15 protein-coding genes are annotated in these 18,397 nt (G+C 64.4%); 6 read left to right on the top strand and 9 right to left on the bottom strand.

The window, feature by feature from the left end; translation table 11 throughout:
* Positions 1-221: 221 nt before the first annotated feature.
* Complete coding sequence (sfnG, locus tag C4K40_RS13705; RefSeq protein WP_031321650.1) at positions 222-1,307, top strand: dimethylsulfone monooxygenase SfnG; 1,086 nt, start codon at positions 222-224, stop codon at positions 1,305-1,307.
* A 149-nt stretch (positions 1,308-1,456) separates the two neighbouring features.
* On the opposite strand, the gene C4K40_RS13710 is transcribed toward sfnG, so the two are convergent.
* Together C4K40_RS13710 and C4K40_RS13715 are read right to left on the bottom strand one after the other, a co-directional pair.
* Complete coding sequence (locus C4K40_RS13710) at positions 1,457-1,936, bottom strand: nuclear transport factor 2 family protein (protein WP_022644251.1); 480 nt, start codon at positions 1,934-1,936, stop codon at positions 1,457-1,459.
* A gap of 58 nt (positions 1,937-1,994) precedes the next feature.
* Positions 1,995-2,558, bottom strand: coding sequence for a TetR/AcrR family transcriptional regulator (locus C4K40_RS13715; protein ID WP_053129172.1), 564 nt, complete (start codon positions 2,556-2,558; stop codon positions 1,995-1,997).
* A gap of 179 nt (positions 2,559-2,737) precedes the next feature.
* Here C4K40_RS13715 and pssA point away from each other — a divergent pair, with 179 nt between their 5' ends.
* Entirely contained in the window at positions 2,738-4,081 is a 1,344-nt protein-coding gene (pssA, locus tag C4K40_RS13720; RefSeq protein WP_022644253.1) for a CDP-diacylglycerol--serine O-phosphatidyltransferase, read from the top strand.
* A gap of 166 nt (positions 4,082-4,247) precedes the next feature.
* On the opposite strand, the gene C4K40_RS13725 is transcribed toward pssA, so the two are convergent.
* The 7 genes from C4K40_RS13725 to C4K40_RS13755 form a co-directional block, all read right to left on the bottom strand.
* Positions 4,248-5,432, bottom strand: a complete 1,185-nt coding sequence (locus C4K40_RS13725) for an MFS transporter (protein ID WP_053129176.1) — start codon at positions 5,430-5,432, stop codon at positions 4,248-4,250.
* 138 nt (positions 5,433-5,570) lie between these two features.
* A complete protein-coding gene (gene efeO, locus C4K40_RS13730; RefSeq protein ID WP_022644256.1) occupies positions 5,571-6,395 on the bottom strand; it encodes an iron uptake system protein EfeO in 825 nt (274 codons plus the stop codon).
* Between the two features lie 36 nt (positions 6,396-6,431).
* A complete protein-coding gene (gene efeB / locus C4K40_RS13735) occupies positions 6,432-7,745 on the bottom strand; it encodes an iron uptake transporter deferrochelatase/peroxidase subunit (protein ID WP_053129179.1) in 1,314 nt (437 codons plus the stop codon).
* 18 nt (positions 7,746-7,763) lie between these two features.
* Entirely contained in the window at positions 7,764-8,963 is a 1,200-nt protein-coding gene (gene efeO, locus C4K40_RS13740) for an iron uptake system protein EfeO (protein WP_053129182.1), read from the bottom strand.
* Positions 8,964-8,971: 8 nt separating this feature from the next.
* Positions 8,972-9,820 (bottom strand): iron uptake transporter permease EfeU, encoded by an 849-nt coding sequence (gene efeU / locus C4K40_RS13745; RefSeq protein WP_053129184.1) that lies wholly within the window; start codon positions 9,818-9,820, stop codon positions 8,972-8,974.
* A gap of 395 nt (positions 9,821-10,215) precedes the next feature.
* The gene (locus C4K40_RS13750; RefSeq protein ID WP_053131305.1) at positions 10,216-11,508 is read right to left on the bottom strand and encodes a glycosyltransferase; all 1,293 of its coding nucleotides are present in this window, start codon (positions 11,506-11,508) and stop codon (positions 10,216-10,218) included.
* Positions 11,509-11,579: 71 nt separating this feature from the next.
* Complete coding sequence (locus C4K40_RS13755; RefSeq protein WP_053129186.1) at positions 11,580-11,939, bottom strand: response regulator; 360 nt, start codon at positions 11,937-11,939, stop codon at positions 11,580-11,582.
* Positions 11,940-12,191: 252 nt separating this feature from the next.
* On the opposite strand from C4K40_RS13755, the gene C4K40_RS13760 reads away from it, so the two are divergent.
* From C4K40_RS13760 to C4K40_RS13775, 4 genes are read left to right on the top strand one after another with little or no spacing between them, the layout of a single operon-like run.
* Positions 12,192-15,683 carry a response regulator gene (locus C4K40_RS13760; protein WP_053129187.1) on the top strand — a complete coding sequence of 1,164 codons (3,492 nt, stop codon included), beginning with the start codon at positions 12,192-12,194 and terminating at the stop codon, positions 15,681-15,683.
* Entirely contained in the window at positions 15,683-16,498 is an 816-nt protein-coding gene (locus tag C4K40_RS13765; RefSeq protein WP_053129189.1) for a protein-glutamate O-methyltransferase CheR, read from the top strand. The genes C4K40_RS13760 and C4K40_RS13765 overlap by 1 nt, the downstream gene beginning before the upstream one ends.
* A complete protein-coding gene (locus C4K40_RS13770; RefSeq protein ID WP_053129191.1) occupies positions 16,495-17,100 on the top strand; it encodes a chemotaxis protein CheB in 606 nt (201 codons plus the stop codon). The genes C4K40_RS13765 and C4K40_RS13770 overlap by 4 nt, the downstream gene beginning before the upstream one ends.
* Positions 17,094-18,302, top strand: coding sequence for a hybrid sensor histidine kinase/response regulator (locus C4K40_RS13775; protein WP_053129194.1), 1,209 nt, complete (start codon positions 17,094-17,096; stop codon positions 18,300-18,302). The genes C4K40_RS13770 and C4K40_RS13775 overlap by 7 nt, the downstream gene beginning before the upstream one ends.
* The last annotated feature ends 95 nt before the right edge of the window (positions 18,303-18,397 follow it).

Raw genomic sequence — 18,397 nt, forward strand, 5'->3', positions numbered from 1 at the left:
GGTAACTGTTGCCCTGGCAACAGCCCAGCAACAAATCGCTGTCCTCGGTACTTCCCACGCGCTGTGCCGATCCGTGAAAGCCACCCATGGAGCGCAGGCTCGTGCAGTCGCTGCCGCAGGCTGCGCACGGGCGCGCAGTGGCCGCCATGTGAGGCCGTGGCGGGGTTGGCACATATGCTGCTCGGGGCCTGGGTACCTTTCCCAGTCCCGAGGACCGAACCATGAGTCAGCAATCCGTGAAATTCGCCTATTGGGTGCCCAATGTCAGCGGTGGCCTGGTGGTCAGCAAGATCGAGCAGCGTACCCACTGGGGCATCGACTACAACCGCAAGCTGGCGCAGATCGCCGAGGCCGCCGGTTTCGAATACGCCCTGACGCAGATCCGCTTCACCGCCGGCTACGGTGCCGAGTACCAGCATGAGTCGGTGGCTTTCAGCCATGCGTTGCTGGCCGCCACCAGCAAACTCAAGGTGATCGCGGCGATCCTGCCCGGGCCCTGGCAACCGGCGTTGGCGGCCAAGCAATTGGCGACCATCGACCAGCTGACCGAAGGTCGCATCGCGGTGAACATCGTCAGTGGCTGGTTCAAGGGCGAGTTCCAGGCCATCGGCGAGCATTGGCTGGAGCATGACGAGCGCTATCGCCGTTCCGAGGAATTCATCCGCTGCCTGCGTGGGGTGTGGAGCGAGGATCACTTCACCTTCAGGGGCGATTTCTACCGTTTCGACAACTACAGCCTCAAGCCCAAGCCCCTGGGCCAGCCCGAGATCTTCCAGGGCGGCAGTTCCCGGGCGGCCCGGGACATGGCCGCCAGGGTCTCGGATTGGTACTTCACCAACGGCAACAGCGTAGAGGGGATCAAGGCCCAGGTGGAGGACATCCGCGCCAAGGCCGCGGCCAACCAGCATCAGGTGAAGATCGGGGTGAATGCCTTCGTGATCGCCCGGGATACCGAGCAAGAGGCGCGGGCGGTGTTGCAGCAGATCATCGACCAGGCCGACCCGGAGGCGGTCCGGGCCTTCGGCGATGCGGCCAGGCAGGCCGGCAAGGCTTCGCCGGAGGGCGAGGGCAACTGGGCCAAGTCGAGCTTCGAGGACCTGGTGCAGTACAACGATGGTTTCAAGACCAACCTGATCGGCACGCCGGAGCAGATTGCCCGGCGTATCCTCGAACTCAAGGCCGTGGGGGTGGACCTGGTGCTGGCGGGTTTCCTGCACTTCCAGGAGGAAGTGGAGTATTTCGGCCGTCGCGTGTTGCCCCTGGTGCGCGAACTGGAGGCCCAGGCCGGGCAGGACGCCGCGGCCTGAGGCGTTGAAGGCCCTGCGTGCTGGGCGTAGCCGTTGCCGCAGGCTGCGCATGGCCCGCAGGGCCACAAGGGGCTCTGGAGCATTGCAGGCCTGACGGCCTTGTCGCTCGCAGCCTCGCAAGCTCGGCAGCGGCTACAAGGTCGTGGCGATTACAGGCCCAGCTCCGAGAGGCCTGGGTGATCGTCCGGGCGCCGCCCCAGGGGCCAGTGGAACTTGCGTTCGCTGGCCTTGATCGGCATGTCGTTGATGCAAGCGAAACGCCGGGCCATCAGCCCCTGTTCGTCGAACTCCCAGTTCTCGTTGCCATAGGAGCGGAACCAGTTGCCCGAGTCGTCGTGCCATTCATAGGCGTAGCGCACGGCAATGCGGTTGTCGGTGAAGGTCCAGAGTTCCTTGATCAGCCGGTAGTCCAGTTCCTTGGCCCACTTGCGGCTGAGAAAGGCCTTGGCCTCCTCGCGGTTATGGGCGAATTCGGCGCGGTTGCGCCATTGGGTATCCAGGGTATAGGCCAGGGATACCCGTTCCGGATCCCGGGAATTCCAGCCATCTTCGGCCAGGCGGATCTTCTCGATCGCCGACTCGCGGGTGAAGGGGGGAAGCGGTGGACGCACTTGCGGGTTAGACGACATGACCTGTCTCCAGTGAAAGTTGCTGTTCCAACTAAGAAGTCGCTCAGGTTGCGGGTAATCAAAGGTCCAATAACTTACGCGCCATGCATTGCGCATTATCGGCGGCACTGTGATCGTCCATGACCAGGGCAACGGTGATGGCGCCATCGATCAGCACCAGCAGCTGCGCCGCCAGTTGTGCCGGATGTGCTGCGCCATGTTCCTGGCAGAGCTCGAGCAGGTAGTCGAGCAGTTTCTGTTTATGGCGGCGGGCTACCTGGCGTACCGGGTCTTGCGGATCACCGGTTTCACCGCTGGTGTTGATGAAGGCGCAGCCACGAAAGCCTTCGCTGGCGAACCAGCCCTTGAGCACGCTGAACAGTGCCAGCAGGCGCTGGGCCGAGCCCTGGGCCTTGTCCACCTCGCCGCGGTACCAGCGCATCCAGCGCTCGTCGCGCCGTTCGAGGGCGGCCACCACCAACTGCTCCTTGTTGTCGAAGTAGCGATAGATGCTCTTGCGCGAAACGCCGGCGGTCTTGACCAGAAGATCCATGCCAGTGGCGGCGATGCCACTTTTATAGATCAACTTCTCGGTGACATCGAGAATGATGTCGCGTGTTTCGGAGTGAGTGATTTCGTTCATGTGGCAGAGAGTAGAACGATCGTTCTCCTTGGTCAATATGTTGTTGCGAACTGGCCGCCGAGCGACGCCAAGTCCCTTCGGTGCAGACAGTTTGAGTGTCATATGAGACAGACAGGGGACTGCGCCCGGTCCATGGTGTAAGCTCTTGCGCTCTTTCGGATTCGAGCCACCGCGAGCCCATGCCGTTGCTTTTCAAACGTACCCTGCTACCCAAGCTGCGCAGCTTCCCCCTGGCCGCCGAGGCCTTCGCCACCCTGCGGGGTGCTGCGCAATTTCGTCAGACCCTGCTGGAGCAGATTGCCCAGGCGACCCGGCGCATCTATATCGTCGCCTTGTACCTGCAGCAGGATGAAGCCGGCCAGGAAATCCTCGAAGCCCTGCACGCCGCCAAGGCTGCCCGTCCGGAACTGGACGTGGTGGTCGTGGTGGACTGGATGCGTGCCCAGCGCGGCCTGATCGGTGCCGGCAAGCAGCCGGGCAACTCGGCCTGGTACCAGGAGATGACCCGCAGCCATGCCAGCGTGGTCCCGATCTACGGCGTGCCGGTGCAGACCCGCGAGCTGTTCGGGGTGTTGCACCTCAAGGGCTTCGTGATCGACGACAGCGTGCTCTACAGCGGCGCCAGCCTGAACAACGTGTACCTGCACAAGCTCGACAAGTACCGCTTCGACCGTTATCACCTGTTGCATAACCGCGAACTGGCCGACTCCATGCACCACCTGGTGCAGCACGGCCTGGTGGAGTCACGGGCGGTGCATCGCCTGGACCTGCCCAAGCCACCGACCACCCGCAGCCTGCGCAACGATATCGGCGACCTGCGCAGCCGTCTCAAGCATGCGACCTACGACACCGCCGCCGGCAGCCTGGACAAGAGCGGCCTGACGGTCAGCCCGTTGCTCGGGGTGGGCAAGGGCAATCGGTTGAATCGGGTGATCTGCGAACTGATGGCCGGGGCCCAGCGCCAGCTGACCATCTGCACCCCGTACTTCAACCTGCCGTTGCCGGTGGTGCGCGAACTCAATCGCGCCCTGGAGCGTGGGGTGAAGATCGATATCGTCGTCGGCGACAAGACCGCCAACGACTTCTTTATTCCGCCCAGCGAGCCGTTCAAGGTCATTGCCGCGCTGCCTTATCTGTATGAAATCAGCCTGCGGCGTTTCGCCAAGCGCTATCAGAAGTTCATCGACAATGGCCAGTTGAACCTGCACCTGTGGCGCGACGGCGACAACACCTATCACCTCAAGGGGCTGTGGATCGACGAGCGCTATACCTTGCTCACCGGCAACAACCTCAATCCGCGGGCGTTCCGCCTGGACCTGGAAAACGCCCTGCTGCTGGACGATCCCAAGGGCGAGTTGCTGGAGCCGCGGCGTGCCGAGCTGGAAGATATCTACCGCCATACCCGGCGCATCGAGCACTTCCAGCACCTGGACAGCCTGGCGGACTACCCGGAGGCGGTGAGCAAGTTCCTGCGTCGGGTCAGCCGCGTGCGTATCGAGCGCCTGCTGTACCGCATCCTCTGATCTGTCGCCGCCAGGCCCTGCCGGCGGCGAGTATCACCGTGTCCCTGCGGGGCATGCGGGCTACACGAAGCTCCAACCCCTGGCCGCTGTCGAGCCAGCGAGGTTGCACAAAGGGCCACAGGCCCTTTGTGCAAGTCGATATTGGCGTGGGGCAGCGGCCAGTGGATCAGCTTGTCTTCGGCGGGTAGGGCCACAGCGCCACCAACGCCAGCAGCAGCGCCGCCAGCAGGTAGGGCAGGCGTGGCTCCATGGCGTAGATCAAGGTGCCGGCCATTGGCCCGACCACTGCGCCCATGCCCTGGGCGGCGCCAATGCTACCGGCCGTGGCGCCTTGTTCCGAAGCCTGCACCGAGTTGGCTGCCAGGGCCGAGAACGAGGGAAACACCCCACCCATGCCGGCCGCCGAGACGAAGAAGGTCAACCACAGGCCCCAGGCACTGTCCACCAGCATGGCCCCGACAAAACCCACCGCGGAAAGCAGGGCGCCGAAGCGAATCATCCGCAGTGGCGGCCATTCCAGCTTGCGCACCACCAGTTGGGCGCAGATCAGGGCCAGGCCGACCATGGTCAGGGCGATCCCGGCGGTCTGCGCCGCATCGGCGGAATTCATCTGCAGGCGATCCATGGCATAGAAGCTCACGGTGATCTGCGCCAGCGTCACGCAGAGCATGGCGACGAAGGCCACCACCATTGGCCGGGCCAGCCGCGGATCGCTCAGGCGCACCCGGCCCGGCGCCTGGGCCAGGTGCAGTTCCTGGCGTGGCAGTTGTCGATGCATCACCACCAGCGCCAGCAGCGGCAGGATGGCCATGACGTAGAAGGGCAAGCTCAGGCTGTGCCGGGCCAGCAGCGCGGCGGCGGCCGGCCCCACCACCAGGCCTACGGCGTTGGCCGCGCCCAGGGAGGCCATGGCCCGGGCCCGGTGCTGGGGTTCGAAGTGGTCGGCCACCAGGGCGAACCCGCCCACTGGCACTGCCGCATAGAAGGCACCGATCAAGCCACGGCCCAATACCAGGCCGGCGAAGGCCACGGCGACACTGGGCAAGGTCCGCAGGGATATATCGATGAACAGGCACAGGGCCCAGTAGGCCAGGGTGAAGCCGGCGATCCCGAGCAGCAACACCCGGCGGCGGCCATAGCGATCGCTGGCCTGGCCCCAGGGACGGGCCAGCAGGACCCAGATCACCCCGGCCACGGTCACCGCCACTCCGGCATGCCAGGTTTGCAGGTGCAGCACCCGGGAAATCGGCCCGATCAGCGAGACGAAGGCCATCATCGACATGGTGCAGGCCATGTAGGCCGCCATCAGCGGCAAGAGCGAGAGGGGCCTGGAGGCGGCGGGAGTGGGCATAGCGGGTCTTCCATGAGGAACATCGGGGCGTGCACGTTATCGGGATAACGCACGGCTGCCCAGGCCTAATTTGCAGCGCAAGAGAGGGGAGCGATGGAGCAGGAACCGGCACGCCGGTTCCCGTCAGGGGCCGAGGAGTCAGTTCAGGCCCAGCTTGCCGCGCAGGGTGGAGAGGTCCTCGGCCAGGGTATTGACCGGACCCACCAGGGCCTTGCGGTCGTTCTCCTTGACCTTGTCGTAGGTCATGAAGCCGCCGTCCGCGGTCTTGTACTTGGCCAGGATCTTGTTCACGGTGGCGAAGTTCTTGTCCACCTTGGCGACAAAGGCTTTGTCCTGCTTCTCGATCTGCGGACGGAACAGGTCGACGATCTTCTTGGCCCCGTCGATGTTGCCCTGGAAGTCATAGAGGTCGGTGTGGCTGTAGCGGTCTTCCTCGCCGGAGATCTTGGTCGCGGCCACTTCCTCGAGCAGGGCAGCGGCCCCGCCGACCACTTTTTCCGGTGGGAAGGTCAAGCCAGCGACGCGCGCCTGCAGGTCCTTGACGTCCTTGTTCAGGCGGTCGGCCAGGTCGCCCAGGCCCTGGGTGCTGTTCTCGGAGAACAACGAGTATTCCAGGCGGTGGAAACCGGTGAAGTCCTCGGCCTTGACTCCCTGTTCGTGGTCGTCGACGCGTGAGTCGATGGAGGCGTCCAGGTCGCTGAACAGCTCGGCGATCGGCTCGATCGACTCGTAGTAGACCCGGGTCGGTGCGTAGAGCTGCCGGGCCTTGGCCAGGTCGCCCTGCTTCACCGCATCGGTGAACTGCTGGGTATGGCTGGCCAGTTCATCCAGTTGTTCGGTGACGTAGATCTTGTAGTCGGAGATCGGCCCCACCAGCTCCAGCGGCGCGGGGGCGGCCAGTGCCGACAGCGGAGCGTGGAGCAAGCCAAGGGTCAGCAACACAGCGAGAGGCGACTTTTTCATGGGACGTTTCCGTGGGGGTTATTGTGTTGGGGCAGATCAGGTATTGGCCTTGGCAGCCGTGGCGGCGAGTAGCGAGCGACCGATGAAGTCCTGTTCGCCGGTGACTCCCGGCAGGGTGAAGAAATAACCACCGCCGGTGGGCTTGAGGTACTCCTCCAGGGGCTCGCCGTTGAGCCGGTTCTGCACGGTGATGAAGCCTTTTTCCAGGTCCGCCTGGTAGCAGATGAACAGCAAGCCCATGTCCAGCTGGCCGTTCTTGTTCACGCCGTTGGAGTAGTTGAACGGTCGGCGCAGGATCAGGTTCTGCTGGGTCTTGGCGGTGCGCGGATTGGCCAGGCGGATGTGGGCATCCAGCTTGGTCACCTTGCCATGGGGGTCCTTCGCGTAGTCGGGGACCTGGCTTTCCCGCTGGCCGTCCATGGGCGCGCCGCTGGCCTTGATCCGGCCGAGGATGCTTTCCTGCTCTTGCAGCGGGGTGCGGTCCCAGCGTTCGACGAAATTGCGGATGATGCGCACCGCCTGGTAGCTGCCATGGGCGGCCCAGGCCGGTTCGTCGCTGCCGGGCTGGACCCAGACGATCTGTTGCATGGCCTTCTGGTCGTTGGAGTCGGGGTTGGCCGAGCCATCGCGAAAGCCCAGGAAATTGCGCGCGCTCTGAGCCGGCTCGCCCGGTTTGGCCGGGGCCTGGGGCGGTACGCTGCCTTCCTGTTTCCAGCGTACCAGCAGCAGGTCCGGCAGGTTCTTCACGATATCGCGCAGGGCATGGATGTTGGTGTCGGCGGTGTTGGAGCAGAACTGCAAACTCAGGTCGCCATGGCAGCAGGCCGGTTCCAGGGCGTCGTTGGGAAAGCCCACCATGCGCACCAGGCGCTTGGGCTTGGCGTCGGCCAGGCCGAAGCGTTCGTCGAACAGTGACTCGCCCACCGAGACGGTGATGGTCAGGTTGTCCGGGGTCACCACAGGGCCGAGGATGCCCGAGTCCAGCGGCGGCAGCTTCGGATCGACCTGGGGCACCGGGCCGCCCTGCATGAGGAACGCGATGCGCTCGTTGAGGGTGCGGAACAGGCGCTCCAGGTCCTCGCGGTCGCTGGCCAGGACATCGAAGGCCACCATCATTCCGGCAGCGGGGCGCGCGGTGACGATGCCGCTCTGGTGCTGGCCGTGGAAGGCGTTGTGCTCTTGGGTCTGGTCGCTGCTGGGTGCCACGGTCACCTGGGCCGGCGCCTGTTCGGCCATGGCCGGGCCGGCCAGGCTGCTGCCGGCCAGGGCCACGCCGGCGGCGCCCATGCCCAGCAGCACGCGCCGGCGCTGTGCGCTGAAGGAAGGGTTGGACTGGTCTGAATCGTTCATTGCGCAGGACTCGTGTGGTTACAGGCCCGAAAGGCCCAGTGCGGGATCGATGCCATCGAGGGCGTCGGCCAGGGCCTTGGCCTTGTCGGCGAGTTCTTGGCGTTGGCCGGCGTCGACCTTGTCGTAGTCCTGGTAGCCGAAGCCGTCGCGCAGGTTGTCCAGGCGCGCCCCCAGGGCGTTGCCGGCCTCATCCACCCGGACCAGCAACGGCGCGGCGGACTTGGCCAGCAAGGGCCGCAGCAGGTCGACGACCTTGCGCGTGGTCTCCAGGTTGGCGGCGAAACCGCTGAGGTCGCTGTGGCTGTAGCGTTCCTCCTCGCCGCTGATGGCGCGCAACTCGGCCAGGTTGCGCATGTTGCGGGCGACGCTGCCCACCAGTTGTTCCGGCGGCAGGGTCTGGGCCAGCAGTTGCTGCTTGAGGCTGGCGACATCCTGGGCCAGGCGCTGGGCCACCGGGGCCAGGCCCTTGAGGTCGTGGCGCTGGAACAGCCCGTACTCCAGGCGGTGGAAACCAGTGAAGCCTGGGTCTTGCTCGCGTTGCTCGAAGTAATCGGCGCGGGCATTGATGGCGTTGTCCAGCTCGGCCAGGCGCTGGGCGGCCGGAGCCAGGCGCTGGTAGGCGGCGCGGGCTGGCACGTAGAGGGCCTGGGCCTGGGCCAGGTCATCGGCCTCGATGGCTTGCTGCAAGGCCGCGACCGCCTTGACCAGGGCGCTGCCCTGGGTGCTCAGGTAGACGCGAAACTCCGACAGCGGGCCGACGAAGGCCACCAGCGACGGCCGGGCCTTGGCCTGGGCGTCGGACTCGGCGGTAGGGGTCACGTGCAGAGTGCCCCGGGGATTGCTCAGCAAGCCGCAGGTGATGGCGTAGTCGCCGGGCTGCAGGTTGGCGTTGATCACCTGGCTCAGGCCCGGGGCGATGTTTTCCCGCTCCTCGACCACCAGCACGCCATCGAGGATTTCCCACTCCACGGCGCGCTCCGAGCGGTTGACGATGCGGAAGCTGGCGCGGCCGGCGGGCACGGTAAGCGCGTTGGGCTCGCAGCTGTGCGGGTGGATGGTCACGGTGATCTCGCCCTGGTGGGCCTGGCGCTTGCTGGCCGCCAGTTGCGAGGCGTAGTAGAACAGCCCGCCGGCGGCGACCATCACGATCACCGAACCGGCAACCGCCCAACGCAGAGCGCGAGGCGGCGAGGCCTGGGGAGAGGCTTGCTGGGTCATGGGGAACCTTACTGACTGGAAACGGAAGACGACGGGCTGGGCGCCTTGGCAGGCGTGGCGCCGGGCAGGAAGAACAGCACCAGGGTCACCGCCAGGTACAGCACGTAGGCGCCCAGGGTGCTGATGGTGGGGGCCTCCTGGTAGCCGAACATGCCGGCCAGGACCGAGCCCAGGGGGCTGTCCATGGGCAGGCTGGCGCTGAAGTCGAAGAGCACGGTCTGCAGGTGGTTCCACAGCCCGGCCTCATGTAGCGCCTGCACCGAGTTGGCGAGGATGCCGGCGGCCACCACCAGGATGAACAGTCCGGTCCAGCGGAAAAAGGCGCCGAGGTTCAGGCGCATGCTGCCGGTATAGATCAGGTAGCCGACGATGATCGCCGCCACCAGCCCCAGCAGGGCGCCGATGGGCGCGCCGGGGCCTTCGCTCTGCTGGAATACCGCCAACAGGAAGAACACGGTTTCCAGGCCTTCGCGGGCGACGGCGAAGAACACCATGGCGATCAGCGCAATGAGCTGGTTCCGGGAGCCGGCCAGGGCCTGGTCCAGGGAGGCTTGCAGGGAATGCTTGATGGAGCGTGCGACCTTGCGCATCCAGAACACCATCGAACTGAGGATGCCCACGGCCACCAGGCCGACGATGCCCTCGAACAATTCCTGTTGCTTCTGCGGGAACTCGGCGCTCACCAGCTCCAGCCCGCCGCCGACCAGCAGGGCCAGGGCCGCGGCGAGGAACACGCCAATCCACACGGCGGGCATCCATTGGCCGCGTCCGGTCTGTTGCAGGTAGCTGGCGATGATGCCAACGATGAGCGCGGCTTCGATCCCTTCGCGCAGCATGATCAGAAATGGAACGAGCATTCAGCCCCCGCGGGGAAACAAGGTAGGGAGCTAAGTTGTAACATAATGATACTCATTGCTAAATGAAGATTATTGACAACTGCTGAATGGAAGCTGAACGAGATCGCTTCTCAGAATAGACGCCTTTGTCGGTTTGGCTCGGCCGATGACGTCTTGCCGACGACCGTCGTCCCGGATCGGGAACCGCAGTGCCTGATAGGCACGCGGCTGGCTGGGCAATGGCTGAGGACCGCAGGCCGGATAGCGAGGGGGAGTGCCGGGAGGCACGGGCAAGGACTCAGGCCCCAGTGCTGCAAGAAGCCTGGTTGAAGAGGGGGATGTACCGCCCGAATACGGCTCGAAACGCCGGCTGGCCGGGGACTTTCCGCCGGCGCTGCATTATCGGCGGCCAAGGGTCAGGGGCGGTTCTTGGCCTCGATCCATTGGGCCATGTACTGGGTGCTCTTGTGATGGTGGTGGCGCAACATGGCGCCGGTGAAGTTGTCCCGACGCTCTTGGGCCAGATGCTCGCGGCATTCTTGCAGGCGCTGGATCAAGGCCGGGCCATGGACTTGCCGCCGGTAACGGGCCTCTAGCAGTTGCATGCCATCGGTCTGGGCCTGTTGCCACAGGGCCTGGTCCTGGTACAGGCGCACTGCCGCCGTCGCCAGGGCACTGGCGGATTCGGCGACCATGCCGGGCCAGGGCAGGCCAGGTTCGTTCATGGATTCGCTACCCATCGGCGTGGTCACGCTGGGGGTGCCGCAGAGCATGGCATCGAGCAGCTTGCCCTTGATTCCGGCGCCAAAGCGCAACGGCGCCAGGCAGATGCGCGCGGCGCTCATCACCTGCAAGGCATCTTCGGCCCAGTTCATGATGTGGAAGCCCTGGGCCGGGTTATGCAGCGCCACCGCCTTGGGTGGGGTATAGGCGCCGTACAGCTGCAGTTGCGCGTTGGGTAGCTGTTGGCGGATCAGCGGCCATACGCGGCTTTTCATCCAGAGCACGGCGTCCCAGTTCGGTGCATGGCGGAAGTTGCCGATGCTGAGGAAGTGCGCGCGTTGCTCGAAGGGCACGCAGGCCTCGGGCCATGGGTCGAGCATCAGTGGGCACCAGTGCAGCAACGCCGGCGGCAGGCGGAACTGCTCCTGCAGCAGTTGGATCTCCACTTGGGAAATCATCAGGCTGAGGTCGCAACGGTAGATGGCGGCGATCTCGCGCTTGGCCAGGTCGGTCTCGGCCATGTGCCGGAACTCGTCCGCCTGGGCCCGGGCGAACAGCGGGCTGAAATCGTCGTCCCCGGCGCCGCTGTTCAGGTGGTCCTTGAGGCGCTGGTGGCGGGCATGGCGCAGGCATTGCAGGTCCGAGGTCTCCAGGACCCGAACGGCCGCGGGGCAATGCTGCTCCACGCGCCAGCCGAATTGCTCCTCCATCATGAACTGGTCGAACAGCACGATGTCCGGCGCCAGCTCGGCGACGAAGCGGTCGAAGCTGGCGTTGTTCAGCTCGATCGGGCATTCGCGGATGCCCAGGGCCTCGAGGTTTTCCTTGTGTTCGCCGGGCTTGGCCGGGCTGCTGAAGGTCAGGTCCCAGCCCTGGTCGAGAAAGCACTGCAGGATCTGCATCATGTGCCCGCCGGCGGCCGAGGAGCGCGGTTCGGGCCAGACATAACCAATGATCAGGACCTTGGTCGCGGCGGTGAGGGGCATGGAATAGGGTTCCTGGCGGGCGAGGGCAAAAAAGGCCGCCATTAAACCACAGCCCCGGGGGCAGACCCGTTTCAGCCGAGGATGCTGCGCACCTTGTCGCGCAGTTGGTCGATGGAGAACGGCTTGCCGATCACCGCCATGCCGCCGGGTACGTCGATGGACTCGGCATAACCGCTGGCGAACAGCACCGGTAACCGGGGACGCAGCAACAGGGCGCGCTCGGCCAGCTCCCGGCCGTTCATGCCCGGCAGGCCGACATCGGTCATCAGCAAGTCGATGGCTTGCTCCTGGTCCTGCAAGTGTTCCAGCGCCGCCTCACTGCCATCGGCCTCGAGCACCGAAAATTCCAGTTCTTCGAGGACGTCGACGATCAGCATGCGCACGATGGCATCGTCTTCGACGATTAGGATGGTGGGGGCACTAGCGGGCATAGGGGCACTCTCAAGGGTTGGATTCGGTGGAACCGCAGCAGGCGGCCCTGTGCATCAGTAAATGGCGCGAGGTCACAAGTTCCCGAAGCTGTACAAAAAAATCGCTTGTACAAGTGCCGGCAAGAATAACCGCTTCTATTGTGCTACGGCAGGGCAAATCCCAGATTACCGGCATGCAGGTTATAAAAAATAGCTGCGATGGCCGAATGTGGGGCAAACTTCCTTCTTTTCACCAGTGCCAAGGTCCATCCAATGATTCGTCCGTCCTCGGTTGATGAACAGAGTTTTCGCAAGCTGCTGACCCGCAACATCAGCCTGCCGCTTGGCGTGGGCGTACTCAGTGCGGTGTTTTTCGTGTCCTTGATCACCTACCTGCTGTCGGTGATCCAGTGGGTGCAGCACACCGACCGGGTGATCAACAACTTCAACGAGGCCGCGCGCCTGACCATCGACCTGGAAACCGGCATGCGCGGCTTCCTGATCACCGGCAACGAACATTTCCTCGATCCCTACGAAGTGGCCAAGCCGCGCATCATCAGCGAGCTGCGCGGCTTGCAGGAACTGGTGGCGGACAACCCGCAGCAGGTGGACCGGATCCGGCGCATCGAGGCCCTGCAACTGGAATGGAACAACTATGCCCAGGGCATGATCGAGCTGCGCCGCAAGAACGGCGACTACCGCGAGGCGGTGCAGGCCGGGCGCGGCAAGCGCCTGACCGACGAGGTCCGCAAGGAATACGACGACGCGGTGGCCATGGAGCAGCAACTGCGCCAGCAGCGTAATGAAAACGTCAGCCGTACCACGATTTTCAGCGTTGCCCTGTACCTGCTGTTCGTGGTGGGCATCAGCGGCTTGCTGGCCTATGTCGGGCGCCGTGACCTGTTGTCCCTGTCGCGCAGCTACAGCGACAACCTCGAGGCCGAACTGCGCAGTGCCCGCAGCCTGGAGCGCCAGGCCTGGTTGCGCAGCGGCCAGACCGAGCTGGCCGAACAGATGCTGGGGCAACTGAGCCTGAACCTGCTGGGGCGCAACGTCTTGCAGTTCTGCGCCCAGTACCTGGGGACGGCGGTGGCGGCCTTGTATGTGCGCGAGGAGCACGGCGGTCTCAAGCGCGTGGCGGCCTATGGCTTTTCCCGCGAGCAGGAGGACCAGGGCCAGGCGTTGTACAGCGACGAAGGCCTGGTGGGCCAGGCGGCCCAGCACAAGCGGGTGATTCGCCTGGACGAGGTGCCGGTCGATTACTTCAAGGTCAGCTCCGGCCTGGGCGAGGGCCTGCCCCGCAGCGTGCTGGTGGTGCCGACCCATGATGATGGGCGGGTCAACGGGGTGGTCGAGCTGGGCTTCCTGCGTGAGCTGGGCGAGCGCGATATCGAGTTCCTGGAACTGATCGCCGGCAACATCGGCACCTCCATCGAGGCGGCGCGCTATCGCCAGCGCTTGCAGGAAGTGCTGGCCGAGACCCAGCAGCTCAACGAAGAGCTGCAGGTCCAGCAGGAAGAGCTCAAGACCGCCAACGAGGAACTGGAAGAACAGTCGCGGATTCTCAAGGAGTCCCAGGCGCACCTGGAAACCCAGCAAGTGGAGCTGGAGCAGACCAACGAACAGTTGGCGGAGCAGGCCCAGGTGCTGTCCGAGCAGCGCGATGCCATGGACCGCAAGAACAGCGAGCTCAACGATGCGCAGATCGAGCTGCAGGAGCGCGCCGAAGAGCTGCAGCGCTCGAGCAAGTACAAGTCCGAGTTCCTTGCCAACATGTCCCACGAGCTGCGCACGCCGCTCAACAGTTCGCTGATCCTGGCCAAGCTCCTGGCCGAGAACGCCCAGGAAAACCTCAGCGAGGAGCAGGTCAAGTTCGCCGAGTCGATCTATTCCGCGGGCAACGACCTGCTGAACCTGATCAACGACATCCTGGACATCTCCAAGGTCGAGGCCGGCAAGCTCGAGGTCCGCCCGGAGAACGCCAGCGTATCGCGCCTGGTGGAGGGCTTGAGCAACCTGTTCCAGCCACTGACGGCGGAAAAAGGCCTGGAGTTTCGCGTCGAGTTGCAACCCGGGGCGCCGCAGACGCTGTTCACCGATCGCCAGCGGGTCGAGCAGGTGCTCAAGAACCTGCTGTCCAACGCCGTCAAGTTCACCGAGCAGGGCCAGGTCAGCCTGACGGTGTCCGCCCACCCCGGTGCCGGGATCGCCTTCGCCGTGCAGGACTCCGGGATCGGCATCGCCCAGGACCAGCAGGAAAGCATCTTCGAAGCCTTCCGCCAGGCCGATGGCACCACCAACCGGCGTTATGGCGGCACCGGCCTGGGCCTGTCCATTTCCCGCGACCTGGCCAACCTGCTGGGGGGCTCCATCAGCGTCAGCAGCGAGCCGGGGCGCGGCAGCATCTTCACCCTGGTGTTGCCGGAGCACTACGATGCCGAGTCGCCGGTGCTCCCGGCGGAACCTGCTGCCATTGCGCCGGTGGCCGTGGCACAACCGCCGCAAGCGATGCCGGAGGTGGCGGTGGAGCTTGCCCCGATCCCGCGTTTCGCCGACGACCGGGACAAGGCGCCGTTCAGCGGCCGCAGCATCCTGGTGGTGGAGGATGAAGCCAACTTCGCCCATATCCTCTTCGACCTGGCCCACGAGCTGGGCTACCAGTGCCTGGTGGCCCACGGCGCCGACGAAGGCTACGGCCTGGCCACGCAGTTCATCCCCGATGCGATCCTTCTGGACATGCGCCTGCCCGACCACTCCGGCCTGACCGTGCTGCAGCGGCTCAAGGAGCATCCGCAGACCCGGCACATCCCGGTGCACGTGATCTCGGTCGAGGACCGGGTGGAAGCGGCGATGCACATGGGCGCGGTGGGCTATGCGGTCAAGCCCACCACCCGCGAGGAGCTCAAGGACGTGTTCGCCCGCCTGGAGGCCAAGCTGACCCAGAAGGTCAAGCGCGTGCTGCTGGTGGAGGACGACGATCTGCAGCGCGACAGCATCGCCCGGCTGATCGGCGACGACGATATCGAGATCACCGCCGTGGGCCTGGCCCAGGACGCCCTGGAGCTGCTGCGCGAGAACATCTACGACTGCATGGTCATCGACCTCAAGCTGCCGGACATGCTGGGCAACGACCTGCTCAAGCGCATGTCCACCGAGGACATCTGTTCCTTCCCGCCGGTGATCGTCTACACCGGGCGCAACCTGACCCGCGACGAAGAGGCCGAGCTGCGCAAGTATTCGCGCTCGATCATCATCAAGGGCGCGCGTTCACCGGAGCGCCTGCTGGACGAAGTGACGCTTTTTCTGCACAAAGTCGAATCCCAGTTGTCCCATGAACGGCAGAAGATGCTCAAGACCGCCCGCAGCCGCGACAAGGTGTTCGAGGGGCGCAAGATCCTCCTGGTGGACGATGACGTGCGCAACATCTTCGCCCTGACCAGCGCCCTAGAACACAAGGGCGCGGTGGTGGTGATCGGCCGTAACGGCCTGGAAGCCATCGCAAGGCTCAACGAGGTCGAGGATATCGATTTGGTACTGATGGACGTGATGATGCCGGAGATGGACGGTTTCGAGGCCACGGCGCAGATCCGCAAGGATCCGCGCTGGCGCAAGCTGCCGATCATCGCCGTCACCGCCAAGGCCATGAAGGACGACCAGGAGCGTTGCCTGCAGGCCGGCGCCAACGACTACCTGGCCAAGCCCATCGATCTCGACCGGTTGTTTTCACTTATCCGCGTGTGGCTACCCAAGATGGAAAGAATTTAGTGGAGCGCAATACCGAGATCGAACTGCGTCTGTTGATCGAAGCTATCTACCTCAAATACAGCTACGACTTTCGCGATTACTCCGGCGCCTCGATCAAGCGCCGGGTGCAACATGCCTTGCGCCAGTTCGACTGCAAGACCATTTCCGCCTTGCAGGAACGGGTCCTGCACGACCCGACCGCGTTCATGCAGTTGCTGCAGTTCCTGACCATCCCGGTCAGCGAGATGTTTCGCGACCCCTCGCATTTCCTGGCTATCCGCCAGGAAGTGGTGCCGCTGCTCAGGACCTATCCGTCGCTGAAGATCTGGATCGCCGGGTGCAGCACCGGTGAGGAGGTCTACTCCATGGCCATCCTGTTGCGCGAGGAGGGGCTGCTGGAGCGCACCATCATCTATGCCACGGACATCAACCCCAGCTCCCTGGAAAAGGCCAAGCAGGGCATCTTCTCCCTGGAGAACGTGCGGGCCTATACCCACAACTACCAGCGTGCCGGCGGCAAGCGTTCATTCGCCGACTACTACACCGCGGCCTACGACTACGCGATCTTCGACAAGAGCCTGCGCGAGAACGTGACCTTCGCCGACCACAGCCTGGCCACCGACAGCGTATTTTCCGAGACGCATTTGATTTCTTGCCGTAACGTATTGATTTATTTCAATAAAAGGCTTCAGGATCGGGCTTTCGGGTTGTTTCACGAGTCCCTTTGCCACCGTGGTTTTCTGGTGCTGGGCAGCAAGGAGACCCTGGACTTCTCCGCCTATGCCAAGCATTTCGAGCCCTTGGTCAAACAAGAACGGATCTACCGCAAGTCATGAGCCAGGACATCCGTAGTACCAATCCCCGGCCACAGATCGAGGCCGTGGTGGTGGGAGCTTCCGCTGGCGGCGTCGAAGCCTTGCTTAGCCTGTTCGGCGGCTTGGGTCGCGGGTTTCGCCTGCCGGTGATCGTGGTCCTGCACCTGCCCGATGAGCGCCGCAGCCAATTGGCCGAAGTGTTCGACCGGCGCCTGTCGTTGCGAGTCAAGGAAGCCGACGACAAGGAACAGATCGTGCCGGGCACCCTGTATTTCGCGGCCCCCGGCTACCACCTGTCGGTGGAGCAGGACCGCAGCCTGTCCCTGAGCCAGGAGGAGCGGATCCACCATTCGCGTCCATCCATAGACTACCTGTTCGAGTCCGCCGCCGATGCCTATGGCGAGCACCTGGCCGCCGTGCTGCTGACCGGGGCCAACCAGGACGGGGCCGCCGGGCTGGCCGAGGTCAAGCGCCAGGGCGGCCTGACCATCGTCCAGGACCCCGACGAGGCCCATGTCTCGACCATGCCCGATGCTGCACTGGCCCTGCACCAGCCGGACCATATCCTCCCTTTGCGCGGTATCAGCTTGCTGCTGGCCGAGCTGGAACCAATCGCATGTTAAGTAATATCCAAGCCAAGTTGCTGATCGTCGACGATCTGCCGGAAAACCTGCTGGCCCTGGAGGCGCTGATCAAGCGCGAGGACCGCCAGGTGTACAAGGCGCTGTCGGCCGACGAGGCCTTGTCGCTGTTGCTCCAGCATGAGTTCGCCATGGCCATCCTCGATGTGCAGATGCCGGGCATGAACGGCTTCGAGCTGGCGGAACTGATGCGCGGCACCGAGAAGACCAAGAACATCCCCATCATCTTCGTCAGTGCCGCCGGGCGCGAGCTCAACTATGCCTTCAAGGGCTACGAGAGCGGGGCGGTGGACTTCCTGCACAAGCCCCTGGACATCCACGCGGTCAAGAGCAAGGTCAATGTGTTCGTCGACCTGTACCGCCAGAGCAAGGCCATGAAGCAGCAGGTCGAGGCCCTGGAGCAGAGCCGGCGCGAGCAGGAGGCCCTGCTCAGGCAATTGCAGTCCACCCAGAACGAGTTGGAACAGGCCGTGCGCATGCGCGATGACTTCATGTCGATCGTCGCCCACGAAGTGCGTACCCCGCTCAATGGCCTGATCCTCGAGACCCAGCTGCGCAAGATGCACCTGGCCCGGGACAATGCCGCAGCCTTCAGCCTGGACAAGATGCACGCCATGGTCGATCGCGACGAACGGCAGATCAAGAGCCTGATCCGCCTGATCGAGGACATGCTGGATATCTCGCGAATTCGTACCGGCAAGTTGTCGATCCGCCCGTCACGTTTCGACCTGGTGCAGTTGGTGCGGGGCCTGGTGGAAAACTTCGCGCCCCAGGTGGAGGCGGCGCAGTCCACCCTGAGCCTGGATGCCGAGGCGCCGGTGGAAGGCAACTGGGACGAGTTTCGTATCGAGCAGGTGGTTTCCAACTTGCTGACCAACGCCCTGCGCTATGGTGCCAAGAGCCCTATCCTGGTGCGGGTCTACTGTCACGCGGGAGAGGCCCGGGTCGAGGTCAGGGACCATGGGATCGGGATCAGCGAGGACAACCAGCGGCGCATCTTCCAGCAGTTCGAGCGGGTCAGCGCCAGCCATGTGGCCGCGGGCCTGGGCCTGGGCCTGTTCATTTCCGAGCAGATCGTCACTGCCCACGGCGGCACGATCAGCGTCGAAAGCCGGATTGGCGAGGGCGCCCTGTTCCGGGTCGCGCTGCCCCTGGCGGAGGTGGAATTGCCCACTGGTGCGTAAAAGCGTCACGCCCACGCAACCTCTGCGTGAGCCAATGGTCGTACAGTGGCTGCTGACGTTTGCCTGCGGGCAGGTCGGCAAACGCCAACAGCTCC

This window comes from Pseudomonas sp. CMR5c (genome assembly GCF_003850545.1).
GTDB lineage: Bacteria > Pseudomonadota > Gammaproteobacteria > Pseudomonadales > Pseudomonadaceae > Aquipseudomonas > Aquipseudomonas piscis.